This window comes from Naasia sp. SYSU D00057, assembly GCF_017916505.1.
Taxonomy (GTDB): Bacteria; Actinomycetota; Actinomycetes; order Actinomycetales; family Microbacteriaceae; genus Naasia.
Genome location: NZ_JAFMSZ010000001.1, coordinates 1283794 through 1298047, shown reverse-complemented (window position 1 = coordinate 1298047; position 14254 = coordinate 1283794). Strand labels below are relative to the sequence as shown.

Here is a 14254-nt window from a genome sequence, read left to right as displayed (position 1 = left end):
CCCCCGGATGCCGGACCGGCGCTCCGACCGCCGCTCGCGCGACGGCGCCACTCCCCAGCGGCCGGCCGGTCCGCCCGTCCTCCGTGCTTCCCCTGGAGGGCGGGATCAGTCCACGAACACTGTCCCGCGGCGCATAACCCCTGAGCAGGCCCCCCTTCGGGGTGGGGGCTGTCCCCAATCCGGGGGACCGGCGCTGTCCCGCGGGAGGTGTCTCCGCTTCCGAGGGCAGGCGGGAAACCGATTTATGCTCGACGCATGGCTGCTGCTCCCCAGGGATACGAGGACCTGCTCGAGCGCCCGATCGTGGGCACTCTCGCGACCATCCGCACCGACGGCGCACCCAGTGCGACGCCGATGTGGTTCAAGTGGGACGGCGAGGGCCTGCGCTTCACGCACACGACGAAGCGGCAGAAGCTGAAGAACCTCGAGGCCGACCCGCGTCTGTCGTTCACGATCATCGACCCGGAGAACCCGTACCGGTATCTCGAGGTGCGGGGCATGCTCGAGCGCGTCGAGGAGGACCCGACCGGCGCCTTCTACGTCGAGCTCGGCAAGCGCTACGGCAACGCGGACCAGACGCCGCCGCCGGACGCGGAGGACCGCGTCGTGATGGTGGTCACTCCGACCGGCTTCGGAACGCACTGACTTAGCGCTCCTCCGAGCGCGCCACAAGCCCCCGTCCAGCGAGTTCGCAGGTTGGGGAGCCGCGAGTAGCGTTCCCTCTCGTGCGGCGGCGGCGTCGCCGCTGAAGCAGAGGGAGTCGTCTATGTCATCGCGCATGGCTGCAGCCCTGAACAAGGGGCCCCACGCAAGCCTCGTCCCGGCGCGGATGGACCGCCTGCCGTGGACGCGGTTCCACTGGTCGGTGGTCGTCGGCCTCGGGGTCTCGTGGATCCTCGACGGCCTGGAGATCCAGATCGTGGCGGCCGCCGGCTACCAGAAGTCGCTCGGCATGTCGGCGACCGAGGTGGGGTTCGCGGGCAGCATCTACCTCGTCGGGCAGGTGATCGGCGCCCTCGTCTTCGGCCGCCTCGCCGACCGGCTCGGCCGGCGCAAGCTCTTCATCCTCACCCTGATCATCTACCTGGCCGGCAGCGGCATCGCCGGCCTGGCCACGGAGCCGTGGTTCCTCTACGTGTTCCGCTTCGTGGCGGGGCTCGGCATCGGCGGCGAATACGCCGCCATCAACTCGGCGATCGACGAGCTCATCCCGGCCAAGTACCGGGGGCGCATCGACATCATCATCAACGGCACCTACTGGGGCGGAGCGGCTCTCGGCGCCTTCGCGAACCTGTTCCTGCTCAACACGGACATCTTCGACGAGAACTGGGGCTGGCGGATCGGCTTCTTCATCGGTCCGGTCCTCGGCCTGATCATCATCTACCTGCGCCGGCACATCCCCGAGAGTCCGCGCTGGCTGATGACCCACGGCCGCGAGGACGAGGCGGAGCGCACGGTCGACGAGATCGAGCGGAAGGTGGAGGAGAGCGGCGTCCGCCTCGAGCCGGTGCCGCAGGAGAAGGCGATCAAGGTCGAGGCGACGGGCAGCATCCCGTTCGGCACCATCTGGCGGGTGCTCTGGAAGGACTACCCGAAGCGCACCGTCATGGGCCTGTCCATGATGATCACGCAGTCGTTCCTCTACAACGCGATCTTCTTCACCTACGCCCTCGTCCTCACCAACTTCTACGGGCTCGACGCCTCCCAGGTGTCGCTGTACTTCTTCCCGTTCGCGATCGGCAACCTGCTCGGACCGCTGCTGCTCGGCCACTTCTTCGACACGTGGGGCCGGCGGCAGATGATCTTCCTCACCTACGTGGTGAGCGGAGCCGTGCTCGCCGTGTCGGCGTTCCTGTTCTCCATCGACGCGCTCACCGCGACGACGCAGACGATCCTCTGGTGCGTGTCCTTCTTCTTCGCCTCGGCGGGAGCCTCCTCGGCCTACCTGACGGTGAGCGAGATCTTCCCCCTGGAGATGCGCAGCCAGGTCATCTCGTACATGTTCGCCGTCGGACAGCTGGTCGGAGCCTTCGCGCCCACCATCTACGGCTCCCTCATCGGGGAGGGCGAGGACCGCGGACCCCTCACCATCGGCTACTACCTGGGCGCGGGGATCATGAGCCTCGGCGGCGTCGTCGCCGCGGTCTTCGGGGTCGCCGCGGAGAGGAAGTCGCTCGAGGATCTCGCCGACCCGCTGTCGAAGGTGAAAGAGGATGCCGCTGCCCAGTGAGCATGGCGCCGGCCCGGTCGACCCACGACCGGGCCGGCGCACCCATCCCTGCGGCAGCGGCGGAGAAGGTGCTAGCCCGTCGGCCCGAACCGCTCCGTCTTGATGCGCGACGCCTCGTGCCCGAACTGCATGAGCGGCTTCGTGGCGGCCTCCACGAATCCGGTCGGGCCGCACACGTAGATCGTCGGCCCGTCCTCGGGAGGCAGGGTCAGCTCGTGCAGGAGCGCCCCGGTGATCCGGCCCGCTCGCGCCGGCCAGCCCTCGGGCACCTCCCGGGTGAACACGTACTGCAGGTCGATGCGCCCTCGCGCCGCCAGGTCGTCGAGCTCGTCGGTGTAGAACCGGTCGCCCGGCGCTCGCACCGAGTAGAGCAGGCGCATCGGCGCCGTCCCGCCCGCCAGCTCGCGCGTGCGGATCATCGACATGAGGGGCACGATGCCGGAGCCGCCCGCGAGCAGCTGGATGGGCTCGGTCTGCGTCGGCTCCCACACGAACCAGCGCCCGACCGGGCCGCGCACCTCGATCTGGTGGCCGACCTGGAGGCCGTCGACGAGGTAGGGCGACACCTCGCCCTGATCGAGCCGGTCCACCGTCACCTGGAAGCGCTCGGCGCCCGCGGGGGAGCCCAGGGAGTAGGAGCGCTGCGCCGTGTAGCCGTCGTCGGCGGTGAGGCGGATGTCGAGGTGCTGTCCGGCGAGCGCCGGCTCGAGCCGGGCGTCGAGCACGAGGGTCCGGGATCCCGGCGTCTCCCTCCAGGCGTCGACGAGGGTGGCCGGGACCCAGGAGGAGCTCACCAGTAGCGCTCCTCGCGCCACGGGTCGCCGTGCATGTTGTACCCGTTCTGCTCCCAGAACCCGGGTGCGTCGTCGACCATGAGGCGCAGGCTGGTCAGCCACTTCGCGCTCTTCCAGAAGTAGAGGTGCGGCACGAGCAGGCGCACCGGGCCGCCGTGCTCGGGCGCGAGCGGGGCGCCGTCGAACTCGTAGGCGACCCAGGCGCGGCCGAGGATTTCCTGCAGCGGCAGATTGGTCGTGTAGCCGTCCGCGCTGCCCGCCATCACGAAGCGGGCCTCGGTCTGCAGGCCGTCGAGGAACCGGTCGAGCGGGACGCCGCGCCACGTGGTGCCGAGCTTCGACCAGGCCGTGACGCAGTGGATGTCGGTGTTCTCGACGAGCTCGGGGCCGAGGTCGAGCATGCCCTGCCAGTCCCAGGTGCGCCGCTCGCCCGTCTCCGTGGTGAGGGTCAGCTGCCACCGGTCGGCGTCGACGTGCGGGGTGGGGCCGAAGCTCAGCACCGGGAACCCGTTCTCCAGGTACTGCCCGGGCGGCAGATCCGATCGCGGCTCGCGCCGCCGCCCCGTGAACCCGGGGGAGAAGATGCCCATGGTCGGCCTTCCTCGAGAGTGTCCGCATCAACGGTAGTGCCCGCGCTCCGGGGCGGAGAGCCGTGCGACGGCGCATGACGCGCCGGATGCGTAGGGTGGACGCGTGACCGCCGTCGCGCTCGGACTCCCGCTGCTGCGCCGCCCGACCCCGTCCGGGGAGGGGCGGCCCGATGTGCCCGAGCTCGTCGACCGGTTCGGCCGCATCGCCCGTGATCTGCGGATCTCGCTCACCGAGAAGTGCTCGCTGCGGTGCACCTACTGCATGCCCGCCGAGGGGCTGCCGTCCATCCCGCGCAGCCAGGTGCTCAGCACCGAGGAGGTCGCGCGGCTCGTCGGCATCGCGGGCACCCGCCTCGGGGTGCAGGAGGTGCGCTTCACGGGAGGCGAGCCGCTGGTGCGCCCCGACCTCGTCGACATCGTGCGGCTGTCCGCCGCCGCGGCGCCCGGCGTGCGGCTCTCGCTCACCACGAACGGCATCGGCCTCGACAAGAAGGCGGCCGTGCTCGCCGCCGCGGGACTGTCGCGGGTGAACGTGTCGCTCGACACCCTGGACCGCGAGCACTTCCGCACGCTGACCCGCCGCGACCGGCTGCCCGCAGTGCTCGACGGCATCGCGGCGGCACAGGCTGCCGGGCTCGCGCCGCTCAAGGTCAACGCCGTCCTGATGCGCGACACCCTCGACGACGCGGCCGACCTGCTCGGCTGGGCTCTCGAACGCGGCATCCGTCTGCGCTTCATCGAGCAGATGCCCCTCGATGCGGACGCCGCCTGGCGCCGGGACTCGATGGTCGACGCCGAGGAGCTGCTCGCCGTGCTCCGCACCCGCTTCCGCCTCGAGCCGCACGGGCGCGAGGACCCATCGGCACCCGCGGAGGAGTGGCTCGTCGACGGCGGACCGGCCACGGTCGGCATCATCGCGTCGGTGTCCCGATCCTTCTGCGGCGACTGCGACCGCACCCGGATCACCGCCGAGGGAAGCGTGCGGGCCTGCCTGTTCGGCGACGACGAGACCGACCTGCGGTCGCTGCTGCGCGACGGCTCCGACGACGAGGCGATCGCCGAGCGCTGGCGGCTCGCGATGTGGGGGAAGAGGGCCGGCCACGGCATCGACGACGAGTCGTTCGTGCGCCCGACCCGGACGATGGGGGCGATCGGTGGCTGACGTGCTCGTCCGGTACTTCGCGGCGGCCGCCGAGGTCGCGGGCCGCGAGGAGGAGACGGTCGCCGTCGAGCCCGCCACCGTCGGGGCGCTGCAGGACGACCTCGTCGCCCGCTACGGCGGCGGCATGACCCGCGTCCTCCGCAACGGCTCGTTCCTCGTCGACGGCGTCGTCGTGCGCGACCCCTCCCGCGCGCTCGGCCGCCAGGTCGACGTGCTCCCGCCCTTCGCGGGCGGCTGACACCGCTCCGCGGGTGGGTGCCTTAGAGCCCCACCCAGTCGGAGACGCCGTCGGTGTAGTGCTGGCGCTTCCAGATGGGGACCGACGACTTGATGTCGTCGACCAGGCGGGCGCAGGCGGCGAACGCCTCCGCGCGGTGCGGGGAGGCGACCGCGGCGACCAGGGCGACGTCGCCGATCCGGAGCGCGCCCACCCGGTGCGCCGCGGCGACGGTGAGCCCCGTCTCCTCGGCGATGCGGGCGCAGCTCTCGGCGAGGAAGCGCTCCGCATCGGGATGCGCCGAGTAGTCGAGCGCGGTGACGCCGCGGCCGTCGTCCAGGTCGCGGACGACGCCGCGGAACGTGACGAGCGCGCCGTCGGCGACCGTGAGCACCGCGCCCTCCACCTCGGCGGCGTCGATCGGTTCGGCGGACACCCGGGCGAGCGCCACCGTCACGAGTGGCCCTCGAAGTCGGTGGCCGCCTGCGCCGCCTCGTCCTCGCCCTCGGCGGGCTCCTCGACGGCACGGCGCTCGGCGACCTCGGCGGGCACGAACTCGCCGCCCGTCGAGGGCGGGTGGTCGCCGCCGCCCAGCTGATCGAGGAGGTGGGGGAGCAGGTCGCGCAGCACGGCGATGCCGTCCTTCACGCCGCCCGGGGAGCCGGGGAGGTTGACGATCACCGTGCCGCCCGCCGTGCCCGCGAGGCCCCGGCTCAGCGCCGCCGTCGGCGTGGCCGCCCGGCCGCGCTCGCGGATCGCCTCCGCGACGCCGGTCAGCTCGCGGTCGAGCAGCGGACGCGTCGCCTCGGGGGTCGCATCCGTGGGGCTCGACCCGGTGCCGCCCGTCGTGAGGACGACGGCGGGACGCGACTCGACGACCTCCCGCAGCGCGGCCGCGACGCCGGCGTCGGCCACCACTCGCACGTCGGCGGCGAACCCGAGCTCCTCGAGGAACGCGGCGAGCAGCGGGCCGGTGGTGTCCTCGCGCTCGCCGGCCGCGGCCCGCGTCGATGCGACCAGCACCGCGCCCGTGTCGCGTCGAACCGCGGGGCGCGCGGACACGTCGCGACCGCCTGCGGGGGTGCGGGTGTCCGCCCGACCCGCGCCGGCGTCCGTACCGGCGTCGCCGCGTCGCCAGTCGCCGCGCTTGCCGCCCGACTTCGCGAGAAGGCGGACGCCCGTCATGGTCGCCTCCGGGTCGACGGCCTTCACCATGTCGTGCAGCGTCAGGCCGGCGACGGCCACGCCGGTGAGCGCCTCCATCTCGACGCCGGTGCGGCCGGTGGTGGCGGCCGTCACCGTGATCCGGATGGCGGTCTCCTGAAGGTCGAAGTCGACCGTCAGTGAGGTGAGCGGGAGCGGATGGCAGAGGGGGATCAGCTCGGAGGTCCGCTTCGCGCCCGCGATCGCGGCGATGCGCGCGGTCGGCAGCACGTCGGCCTTCGGCAGCCCGTCCGCCCGGACGAGCGCGACCACCTCGGCGGTGGTCTCCAGCCGCCCCTCGGCGGTGGCGACCCGGCGGGCCTCCGCCTTGCCGCTGACGTCCACCATGCGGGCGCGGCCGTCCGCGTCGACGTGGGTCAGACCCTGGTCCTCGGTCACAGCGGGATCACCTCCACCGTCTCGCCGGCGGCGAGGTCGCGGTCGACGGGCACGAGCACGTCGGAGGCCGCCATCGCGGCGACCAGATGGGATCCGGGACCGGCGACGATCGACACCCGGCCATTCTCGTCCACCCGGCCCCGCCGGAACTGGCGCTTGCCGGGCATTCCGCGCACGTCGTCGGCGAGCGGGAGGGGCACGGGCCGGATCGGCGGCAGGCCGGCGGCGGCGCGGAGCAGCGGGCGGACGAACACCGCGAAGGACACCTGCGTGCTCACCGGGTTGCCGGGGAAGCAGACGACGGGCACCCCGTCGAGAACGGCGGTGGCCTGCGGACCGCCGGGCTGCATGGCGACGGACCCCACCCAGCCGCCCGTCGGCCCCACCACCTGGCGGACGACCTCGAACTCGCCCTGGGAGATGCCGCCGGAGGTCAGCACGACGTCGGCGCCCGCGACCGCCCGGGCGAGCGCGGCTCCGAACTCGGCCGGATCGTCGGCGGTCCGCTCCCGGACCACGACCTGTGCGCCCGCCTCCGCGCAGGCGGCGTCGAGCGCTGTGGCGTTCGCGTCGAACAGCTGCCCCGGCGACGGTCGCGTCCCGGGCTCGATGAGCTCGTCGCCCGTGGTGAGGACCGCCACGTGCGGGCTCTGCCGGACGGTCACCCGGTCGAGGCCGGCGGCCGCGAGGGCGGCGAGGTGCCGCGGCGCGAGGAGTGTGCCGGCCGGCACGAGCACCTCTCCGGCAGTGACGTCGCTGCCCGGCTCCCGCACGTACTCCCCGGCGCCGCGGCCGCGGTGCACCACGACGTGCGTGCCGTCGGTGCTCGTCTCCTCGACCGGCACCACGGTGTCCGCACCGCCCGGGACCGGCGCGCCGGTCATGATCCGCACCGCAGTCCCCGGATCGAGCGGGGGAGGCTGCGTCGCGCCGGCGGGCACCGTTCCCCGCAGCGGCAGGCGAGCGGGGACGGACGCGACGTCGGCCGCGCGAACCGCGATGCCGTCCATCTGCGAGTTGCGGAAGAGCGGCAGGTCGACCGGCGAGCGCACGTCGGTGAAGGCGACCCGACCGCGGGCCCCGGCCAGCGGGACCACGGTCGGCGTCGGGGTGAGCGCGGGCGCGAGGAGCTCGGCGATCGCCGCCGCGTGCTCCTCGACGGTGCGGCGCGCCATCAGTAGCGGGGCGTCTCCGGGGCGACGCTGCGGCTCCACGCGTCGATGCCGCCCTCCATGTGGCGGGCGTCGAGGCCGGCGGAGCGCAGGATGTGCAGCGCGCGCTCCGACCGCACGCCGTGGTGGCAGTAGGCGATCACCGGCACCTCCGGATCGAGGGTGTCGAGCGTGGACGGGAGCGAGCCGAGCGGCAGCAGCTGCGAGCCGGGGATGGCGGCGATCTCCGCCTCCCACGGCTCGCGCACGTCGACGAGCTGCACGGGCTCCCCGTCGGCGAGGAGCCGCTCGAGCTCGGGGGCGGTGATTCCGTCGGCGTTCGCGGTCATGCGGTCCTCCTGGGGACGGGAAGCGGATGCGGGCAGGGGAGAGGGAGCGGCGTCGCGGTCGGGATCCGCTCGGAAGGCGACCTCGCGGAAACGGCCGGTGAGGGCGTCGTAGCTGGTGACGCGGCCGGAGAGCGGCCGGCCGAGCCCGGCGAGGAGCTTGAGGACCTCGGTCGCCATCAGCCCGCCGACGACTCCGCAGACGGAGGGGAGCACTCCACCCTCCGCGCAGGTGAGCACCGAGGACGGGTCAGGCTCGACGGGGAAGAGGTCGCGGTAGTCGGGTCCCTCGGCGGGCAAGACCACGCCGACGTGGCCGCCGTACTGTGAGATGGCGCCCCAGACCAGCGGAATCCCCGCGGCACGGGCGGTGTCGTTGGCGAGGTAGCGGGTGGCGAAGTTGTCGCTGCCGTCGACGAGGAGGTCGTATCCGGCGACGAGCTCGGCCGCGTTGGCGGCGGTGAGGCGGACCGCGTGCGTCGTCACGGCCCCGCTGGCGATGCCGTGCAGGCGGTCGGCGGCGGAGTCCACCTTCCGCCGGCCCACGTCGGCGGCGGTGTGCAGCGTCTGGCGGTGCAGGTTGCTCACCTCGACCACGTCGTCGTCGACGACGCCGAGCGTGCCGACGCCCGCCGCGGCGAGGGTCGGCAGCACCGCGCTGCCGAGGCCGCCCGCGCCGATCACGAGCACGCGAGCGGACGCGAGGCGCTCCTGCCCGGACAGTCCGACGCCGGGCAGCGTGATCTGCCGGGCGAAGCGGGCCCGATCCGGCGCTGAAGGCATGCCGGAATTCTGTCACCGTCCGCCGAGTGCCGTATCCGCGCCTCTACGCTGGTCGGAGCGACGCAGATGCGGCGGAAGGAGAGGTCATGGCTGTTCCCCGGGTGCGTGTGAGCGAGGCGGCGGCCCTGCTCGGTGTGAGCGACGACACCCTGCGGCGGTGGGCGGATGCCGGCCGGATCGAGATGCGCGCCGAGGGACGGCGGCTCACCGTCGACGGCGCGGAGCTGGCCGGCCTCGCCCGCGAGATCGCGGAGGAGTCGCCGCTCGCCGCGGCCCGGCCGCGCGCCGGCAGCTCCGCCCGCAACCGGATCCCGGGCATCGTGACCCGCGTCGAGAAGGACGGCGTCATGGCGCAGGTCGAGCTGCAGGCGGGGCCCTTCCGCATCGTCTCCCTGATGAGCCGCGAGGCCGCCGAGGAGCTCGAGCTCGAGCCCGGCCGGATCGCGACCGCCAGCATGAAGGCGACCACCGTGGTCGTGGAGGCAGAGCCCGCCCGCCCCGACCGGCGATGAGACGGCGGGCGGCGCCGGCGGCGATCGCGGCCCTCGCGGCCGCGGCGCTCGTCGGCTGCGCGTCCACGGGGGCCGGCTCCGGCGCCGGCACGGGCGCCACCGCCGGCACGGTCTCGGTGTTCGCGGCGGCCTCGCTCACCGACGTGCTCGAGGAGCTCGCGGACCGGTTCGAGGCGGAGCGCCCCGGCGTCTCGGTCGTGCTCTCGTTCGGGGGCAGCTCGGGCCTCGCCGCGCAGCTGACCCAGGGAGCCCCGGCCGACGTGTTCGCGGCCGCCAGCGAGGACACCATGGCCGTCGTCGCCGATGCCGGCCTGCTCGCCGGTGAGTCCGTGGTGGTCGCGCGGAACGTCCTCGAGATCGCCGTCCCGCCGGGCAACCCGGCCGGTGTGACCGGGCTGGCGGACCTCGCCCGACCCGAGCTCGCGATCGCGCTCTGCGACGAGTCGGTGCCGTGCGGGGCGGTCGCCTCGAGGGTGCTCGCCGCCGCCGGAGTGCAGGCGGTGCCCGACACGCTGGAGCAGGACGTGCGCGCCGTGCTCACCAAGGTGGAGCTCGGCGAGGTGGATGCCGGCCTCGTCTACCGCACCGACGTGCTCGCCGCCGGTGGTCGAGCGCAGGGGGTCCCGTTCCCTGAGGCCGAGGAGGAGCCGACGGACTACCCGATCGCGGTGCTCGACCGAGCGGCGGACCCGGAGCTCGCCCGCGCCTTCGCCCGCTACGTCGCCGAGGACGGGCGCAGCGCCTTCGAGGAGGCCGGCTTTGCCGCGCCGTGACCTGCCCGGCATCCTTTGGCTGCCGGCCGCGGTCGCCGTCCTGCTGCTCGCGCTGCCGCTCGTCGCCCTCATAACCCGGGTGCCCTGGACGCGCGCGGGCGCCCTGCTCGCCGCCCCGGAGTCGCTGTCGGCGCTGCTGCTCTCCCTCGGCACGGCGCTCGCCGCGACCGCCGCGGCGCTCGTGCTCGGGGTGCCGCTCGCCGCGGTGCTCGCCTCCTCGGACCGCTGGCCGACGCCGGCTCGCCGGCTGCTGCGCGCCGCGGTGACCGTTCCGCTCGTCCTGCCGCCTGTCGTCGGCGGCATCGCGCTGCTCCTCCTGCTCGGCCGGCAGGGTCTCGTCGGCGCGCCGCTGCAGTCGCTGACCGGGATCACGGTGCCCTTCACCACGCCGGCCGTCGTGCTCGCCCAGACCTTCGTGTCGATGCCGTTCCTCGTCCTCGCCGTCGAGGGCGCCCTCCGCGGCGCGGATCCGCGGTACGGCATCGTGGCCGCAAGCCTCGGCGCGTCCCGCTGGCACGCCTTCCGGCGGGTCACGCTGCCGCTCGTCGCGCCGGGCCTCGTGTCGGGCGCGGTCCTCTGCTTCACGCGCGCGCTCGGCGAGTTCGGCGCGACCATCACCTTCGCGGGCAGCCTGCCGGGCGTCACCCGCACGCTGCCGGTCGCCGCCTACCTGGGGCTGCAGACCTCGCCCGACTCGGCGATCGTGCTCGCGCTGCTGCTGCTCGCCGTGTCCGTCGTCGTGCTCGTCAGCCTTCGCGACCGCTGGCTGCGGGTGGGCGCATGAGCGGCCTCGACGCGCGGCTCGCCGTCGAGCGCGGCGGGTTCCGGCTCGAGCTGGAGCTCGTCGTGCCGCCCGGCGCGGTCGTCGCGCTGCTCGGGCCGAACGGCGCCGGCAAGAGCACCGGGCTCGGCGCCCTCGCGGGGGCCGTTCCGCTCGCGTCCGGGCGCGTCGTCCTCGACGGCCGGGTGCTCGACGACGTCGCCGTCGGCGTGTCCGTCGACATCGCGCGCCGGTCGGTGGGCTGGATGTTCCAGGACGCCCTGCTCTTCCCGCACCTCTCCGTGGCCGAGAACGTCGCGTTCGGCCTGCGCGCCGGCGGAGCCCGTCGGGCGGACGCGCTGCGGACCGCAGGGGAGTGGCTCGGCCGACTCGGGATCGGCGAGCTCGCGGGCGCGCGGCCGCGGGAGGTCTCCGGCGGGCAGGCGCAGCGGGTCGCGCTGGCGCGGGCGCTCGCGCCGCAGCCGCATCTGCTCCTGCTCGACGAGCCGCTCGCGGCCCTCGATGCGGAAGTCCGCGAGGAGGTGCGCTCGGGGCTGCGCGACGGCCTCCGGCGTCATCCCGGATGCACGATCCTCGTGACGCACGATCCGGTCGACGCGGAGGTGCTCGCCGACGAGGTCGTGGTCGTCGAGGGCGGCCGGGCGGTGCAGCGCGGCACACCGGATGCCCTGCGCGCGGCGCCCGCGACGCCGTACGTCTCGGCGATGTTCCCCGGGTAGGTCAGACGTCGATGGACTGCCCGGGCTCGAGGGCGACGAACTCGCCGCCCGCTGCCTCGGTGGCCGCCTGGAGCCGCCCGTTGTAGATGCTCCGACCGGCCGCGGTCAGCACCATGTCGTGGGTCGGGAAGACGTGCGCCGCTCCCATGGCGGTCACGTAGTCCATCGCCTCGCCGAGCTTGAGCCACGGCGCGGCGGAGGGCACCGCGAGGGTCTGCACCTTCACGTCCGGCACGGTCAGCGCGTCGCCCGGATAGAAGAAGGACCCGTTGATCAGGACGCCGACGTTGTCCGGCACGGGCAACGTCTCGTGGATGAGGGCGTGCTTCTCGCCGAAGAACTGGAGGGTGAAGGGGCCTATCTCGACCGTCGTGCCCTCGGCGACCACCGTGACGTCGAAGCCCTCGGCCGCCGCCGCGACGCCTGCGGGCCCGAAGATCGGGATGCCGGGGTTCTTGCCGAGGATCCGGTTGAGCTGCTCGGGCGTCCAGTGGTCCGGATGCTCGTGCGTGATGACGATGCCGACCGCGTTGCCGGGCTCGGTGACGGGGGTGGTGAGCGAGCCCGGATCGACGATCAGGGTTCTCCCGGCGGTCTCGACGATCAGTGCGGCGTGTTCGAGCTTCGTCACCTTCATGGGCACAGACAACACCCGGCTCGCCGGGCCGCGCAAATGCGCACGATCCGGTTGCGGAGCGCGGCTCCGCCATGATGGGCCGGTGCAGGACCGCCGCCGACTCGTCGTCGCCATCAACCCGTCGGCGTCGTTCGGCCGCGGCCGGGACGCCGGCGCTCTGGTCGTCGGGAGCCTCCGTGCGGCAGGCCACGAGGTGACGGGGCTGCTGCGGCCGTCCCTCGCCGAGCTCGACACCGCCGTCCGCCAGGAGCTGGCGGGACGCCGTCCGGACGCCCTCGTCGTGGTGGGCGGCGACGGGATGGTGCACTTCGGCGCCCGCCACGTCGCCGGCACCGACCGCGCCCTGGGGATCGTGCCGTCCGGCACCGGCAACGACCTGGCCCGCGGGCTGGGGCTGCCGCTCGGCGACCCGGACGCCGCGGTGCGCGTCCTCCTCGAGGCGCTCCGCGCACCGGCCCGCCGTGTCGACGCCATCCGCGCGACGCCCGCCGGCGGCGACCCGGTGTGGGTGGTCGGCGCGATCTCCGCCGGCTTCGACGCGCTCGTCACGGAGCGGGCGAACCGGATGCGCCGGCCCCGCGGCGCGAGCCGCTACACGATCGCGCTCGTGCGCGAGCTTGCTGCCCTGCGCCCGATGCGCTACCGGATCGAGCTCGACGGCGTCGCGCGGGACGAGTCGGGGGTGCTGCTCGCGGTCGCCAACAACGGCTGGATCGGCGGCGGCATGCACATCGCGCCGGACGCGCGGGTCGACGACGGCGAGCTCGACGTGCTGCTCGTGACGCCGGTCGGGCGGCTGCGGTTCCTCGCCCTGTTCCCGCGCGTCTTCTCCGGCCGGCACACGACCCTGCCGATGGTGCGCCTCGAGCGCGCCCGCCGGGGACTCCTCGAGTCGGACGTGCCGATCGCGGCATACGGCGACGGGGAGCGCCTCGGCCCGCTCCCGATCGAGTTCGAGGTGGTGCACGGTGCGCTCCGCGTCCTGGCCCCCGGAGGCGAAAGCGGCTTCTGACGAGCGAATTGGTGTTCCGTTCTCGTTCGCCTATACTCGTTGAGGCGCGTTTCGACGCGGCACACACGGCCCCATCGTTTAGCGGCCTAGGACGTCGCCCTCTCACGGCGGTAACGCGGGTTCAAATCCCGCTGGGGTCACATCGAAGCCCCCGGCTCTCAGAGCCGGGGGCTTCAGTGCTTCCCGGCGGTGTGCGCGCCCTCCCTCTCTTCTCGGCCGACGACGGGACGACGGGACGGCCGGACGACGGGACGGCCGGCAAGCCGGCCATGGGTCAGCGCAGGAAGACCATCGGGTCGAACTCGGCGAGCGGGATGATGCGGACCCGCGGCAGCGGCGACGTGAACGCCTTGACGTCCGACTCGAGGTCGTAGATCGGCAGGTCGAGCGAGCTGTAGCCGCCGCTCACGAGCTCGGGGAAGCCGATGAGGCCCACCTGCTGGTCGGCGTCGAGCAGGCGCTCCACCTGCTCGAGGAAGTCGACGTCGTGGCTGCACAGCAGCACGTCCGCGTTCCGGTCGACGAGCGCCTCCAGCGTGCGCTGGATGCCGATGTCGACGACCTTCTCGTTGGGGCCGCCGGCGAGCGGCACCGGGCGGAAGCCGATGTTCATCAGCGCGCTGACGAAGGGGCCCGGCAGGTACCCGTTGGAGGCGTTGAGGAAGAACAGGCCGGTCACGTCCTGACCGTGCAGCCGGCGGGCGAAGTCGATGACCCGCTCCCAGCGGGGCCGCTCGCCCGGCTCCGGCTTGCGGCCCAGGATGGTGCCGCCGAGGGTCGCGTCGATGTTCTCCCCGTCGACGAGGACGAAGGTGCGCCGGGCTGATCGATCCACGATCGGGAGTCTAGGTGCGCGCGCCCCCTCGCCCATCGGGCTCCGCCCCTCGCGAGTTGCCGCTTTCCGCCCCTATCCCGCATGAATGGGGGCGGAAAGTGGCAACTCG

General features: G+C 73.7%; 17 protein-coding genes and 1 tRNA gene. 10 read left to right on the top strand and 8 right to left on the bottom strand.

Annotated features, from left to right (window positions below):
- Window positions 1-255 precede the first annotated feature (255 nt).
- Together J3P36_RS06210 and J3P36_RS06205 are read left to right on the top strand one after the other, a co-directional pair.
- Window positions 256-645: a PPOX class F420-dependent oxidoreductase gene (locus J3P36_RS06210; RefSeq protein ID WP_210506332.1), complete on the top strand. Its 390-nt coding sequence runs from the start codon at window positions 256-258 to the stop codon at window positions 643-645.
- Between the two features lie 133 nt (window positions 646-778).
- The gene (locus J3P36_RS06205; RefSeq protein ID WP_246854151.1) at window positions 779-2230 is read left to right on the top strand and encodes an MFS transporter; all 1452 of its coding nucleotides are present in this window, start codon (window positions 779-781) and stop codon (window positions 2228-2230) included.
- A 71-nt stretch (window positions 2231-2301) separates the two neighbouring features.
- On the opposite strand, the gene J3P36_RS06200 is transcribed toward J3P36_RS06205, so the two are convergent.
- Both J3P36_RS06200 and J3P36_RS06195 read right to left on the bottom strand, forming a co-directional pair.
- A complete protein-coding gene (locus J3P36_RS06200; RefSeq protein WP_210506331.1) occupies window positions 2302-3024 on the bottom strand; it encodes a ferredoxin reductase in 723 nt (240 codons plus the stop codon).
- On the bottom strand, window positions 3021-3614 hold the full coding sequence (locus J3P36_RS06195) for a molybdopterin-dependent oxidoreductase (protein ID WP_210506330.1): 594 nt from the start codon (window positions 3612-3614) through the stop codon (window positions 3021-3023). The genes J3P36_RS06200 and J3P36_RS06195 overlap by 4 nt, the downstream gene beginning before the upstream one ends.
- Before the next feature lie 103 nt (window positions 3615-3717).
- On the opposite strand from J3P36_RS06195, the gene moaA reads away from it, so the two are divergent.
- Together moaA and J3P36_RS06185 are read left to right on the top strand one after the other, a co-directional pair.
- Complete coding sequence (moaA, locus tag J3P36_RS06190; protein WP_210506329.1) at window positions 3718-4776, top strand: GTP 3',8-cyclase MoaA; 1059 nt, start codon at window positions 3718-3720, stop codon at window positions 4774-4776.
- Window positions 4769-5014 (top strand): MoaD/ThiS family protein, encoded by a 246-nt coding sequence (locus tag J3P36_RS06185; RefSeq protein WP_210506328.1) that lies wholly within the window; start codon window positions 4769-4771, stop codon window positions 5012-5014. Before moaA ends, J3P36_RS06185 begins: the two co-directional genes overlap by 8 nt.
- Before the next feature lie 22 nt (window positions 5015-5036).
- On the opposite strand, the gene J3P36_RS06180 is transcribed toward J3P36_RS06185, so the two are convergent.
- Genes J3P36_RS06180 through J3P36_RS06165 form a run of 4 tightly spaced genes read right to left on the bottom strand, consistent with a single transcriptional unit; the run spans window position 5037 to window position 8876 of the window.
- A complete protein-coding gene (locus J3P36_RS06180) occupies window positions 5037-5450 on the bottom strand; it encodes a molybdenum cofactor biosynthesis protein MoaE (RefSeq protein WP_210506327.1) in 414 nt (137 codons plus the stop codon).
- On the bottom strand, window positions 5447-6595 hold the full coding sequence (gene moaCB / locus J3P36_RS06175) for a bifunctional molybdenum cofactor biosynthesis protein MoaC/MoaB (RefSeq protein WP_210506326.1): 1149 nt from the start codon (window positions 6593-6595) through the stop codon (window positions 5447-5449). The genes J3P36_RS06180 and moaCB overlap by 4 nt, the downstream gene beginning before the upstream one ends.
- Window positions 6592-7770, bottom strand: a complete 1179-nt coding sequence (glp, locus tag J3P36_RS06170) for a gephyrin-like molybdotransferase Glp (RefSeq protein ID WP_210506325.1) — start codon at window positions 7768-7770, stop codon at window positions 6592-6594. The genes moaCB and glp overlap by 4 nt, the downstream gene beginning before the upstream one ends.
- Entirely contained in the window at window positions 7770-8876 is a 1107-nt protein-coding gene (locus tag J3P36_RS06165; protein ID WP_210506324.1) for a ThiF family adenylyltransferase, read from the bottom strand. The genes glp and J3P36_RS06165 overlap by 1 nt, the downstream gene beginning before the upstream one ends.
- Before the next feature lie 86 nt (window positions 8877-8962).
- Between J3P36_RS06165 and J3P36_RS06160 the strand changes: the two genes are divergently transcribed.
- The 4 genes from J3P36_RS06160 to J3P36_RS06145 are packed head-to-tail and all read left to right on the top strand — an operon-like array spanning window position 8963 to window position 11661.
- Entirely contained in the window at window positions 8963-9388 is a 426-nt protein-coding gene (locus J3P36_RS06160) for a molybdopterin-binding protein (RefSeq protein WP_210506323.1), read from the top strand.
- A complete protein-coding gene (gene modA / locus J3P36_RS06155; protein ID WP_210506322.1) occupies window positions 9385-10161 on the top strand; it encodes a molybdate ABC transporter substrate-binding protein in 777 nt (258 codons plus the stop codon). The genes J3P36_RS06160 and modA overlap by 4 nt, the downstream gene beginning before the upstream one ends.
- Window positions 10148-10945 (top strand): ABC transporter permease, encoded by a 798-nt coding sequence (locus J3P36_RS06150; RefSeq protein ID WP_210506321.1) that lies wholly within the window; start codon window positions 10148-10150, stop codon window positions 10943-10945. The genes modA and J3P36_RS06150 overlap by 14 nt, the downstream gene beginning before the upstream one ends.
- Entirely contained in the window at window positions 10942-11661 is a 720-nt protein-coding gene (locus J3P36_RS06145; protein WP_210506320.1) for an ABC transporter ATP-binding protein, read from the top strand. The genes J3P36_RS06150 and J3P36_RS06145 overlap by 4 nt, the downstream gene beginning before the upstream one ends.
- Before the next feature lies 1 nt (window position 11662).
- Here the strand turns inward: J3P36_RS06145 and J3P36_RS06140 are convergent, their stop codons facing one another.
- Window positions 11663-12298, bottom strand: a complete 636-nt coding sequence (locus J3P36_RS06140; RefSeq protein ID WP_210506319.1) for an MBL fold metallo-hydrolase — start codon at window positions 12296-12298, stop codon at window positions 11663-11665.
- 82 nt (window positions 12299-12380) lie between these two features.
- Here J3P36_RS06140 and J3P36_RS06135 point away from each other — a divergent pair, with 82 nt between their 5' ends.
- Window positions 12381-13310, top strand: a complete 930-nt coding sequence (locus J3P36_RS06135) for a diacylglycerol kinase family protein (RefSeq protein WP_307806966.1) — start codon at window positions 12381-12383, stop codon at window positions 13308-13310.
- A 67-nt stretch (window positions 13311-13377) separates the two neighbouring features.
- A tRNA-Glu gene (locus J3P36_RS06130) sits at window positions 13378-13450 on the top strand.
- Window positions 13451-13584: 134 nt separating this feature from the next.
- On the opposite strand, the gene J3P36_RS06125 is transcribed toward J3P36_RS06130, so the two are convergent.
- Window positions 13585-14181 carry an NYN domain-containing protein gene (locus J3P36_RS06125; RefSeq protein ID WP_210506317.1) on the bottom strand — a complete coding sequence of 199 codons (597 nt, stop codon included), beginning with the start codon at window positions 14179-14181 and terminating at the stop codon, window positions 13585-13587.
- Between the last annotated feature and the right edge of the window lie 73 nt (window positions 14182-14254).

Excerpts from the sequence above, each read along its gene's own strand:
- J3P36_RS06210 (WP_210506332.1), top strand. The coding sequence starts at position 256 with ATGGCTGCTGCTCCCCAGGGATACGAGGACCTGCTCGAGCGCCCGATC.
- J3P36_RS06140 (WP_210506319.1), bottom strand. The coding sequence starts at position 12,298 with ATGAAGGTGACGAAGCTCGAACACGCCGCACTGATCGTCGAGACCGCC.
- J3P36_RS06160 (WP_210506323.1), top strand. The coding sequence starts at position 8,963 with ATGGCTGTTCCCCGGGTGCGTGTGAGCGAGGCGGCGGCCCTGCTCGGT.
- J3P36_RS06145 (WP_210506320.1), top strand. The coding sequence starts at position 10,942 with ATGAGCGGCCTCGACGCGCGGCTCGCCGTCGAGCGCGGCGGGTTCCGG.
- J3P36_RS06195 (WP_210506330.1), bottom strand. The coding sequence starts at position 3,614 with ATGGGCATCTTCTCCCCCGGGTTCACGGGGCGGCGGCGCGAGCCGCGA.
- J3P36_RS06165 (WP_210506324.1), bottom strand. The coding sequence starts at position 8,876 with ATGCCTTCAGCGCCGGATCGGGCCCGCTTCGCCCGGCAGATCACGCTG.
- J3P36_RS06125 (WP_210506317.1), bottom strand. The coding sequence starts at position 14,181 with ATGGGCGAGGGGGCGCGCGCACCTAGACTCCCGATCGTGGATCGATCA.
- J3P36_RS06205 (WP_246854151.1), top strand. The coding sequence starts at position 779 with ATGGCTGCAGCCCTGAACAAGGGGCCCCACGCAAGCCTCGTCCCGGCG.
- modA (WP_210506322.1), top strand. The coding sequence starts at position 9,385 with ATGAGACGGCGGGCGGCGCCGGCGGCGATCGCGGCCCTCGCGGCCGCG.
- glp (WP_210506325.1), bottom strand. The coding sequence starts at position 7,770 with ATGGCGCGCCGCACCGTCGAGGAGCACGCGGCGGCGATCGCCGAGCTC.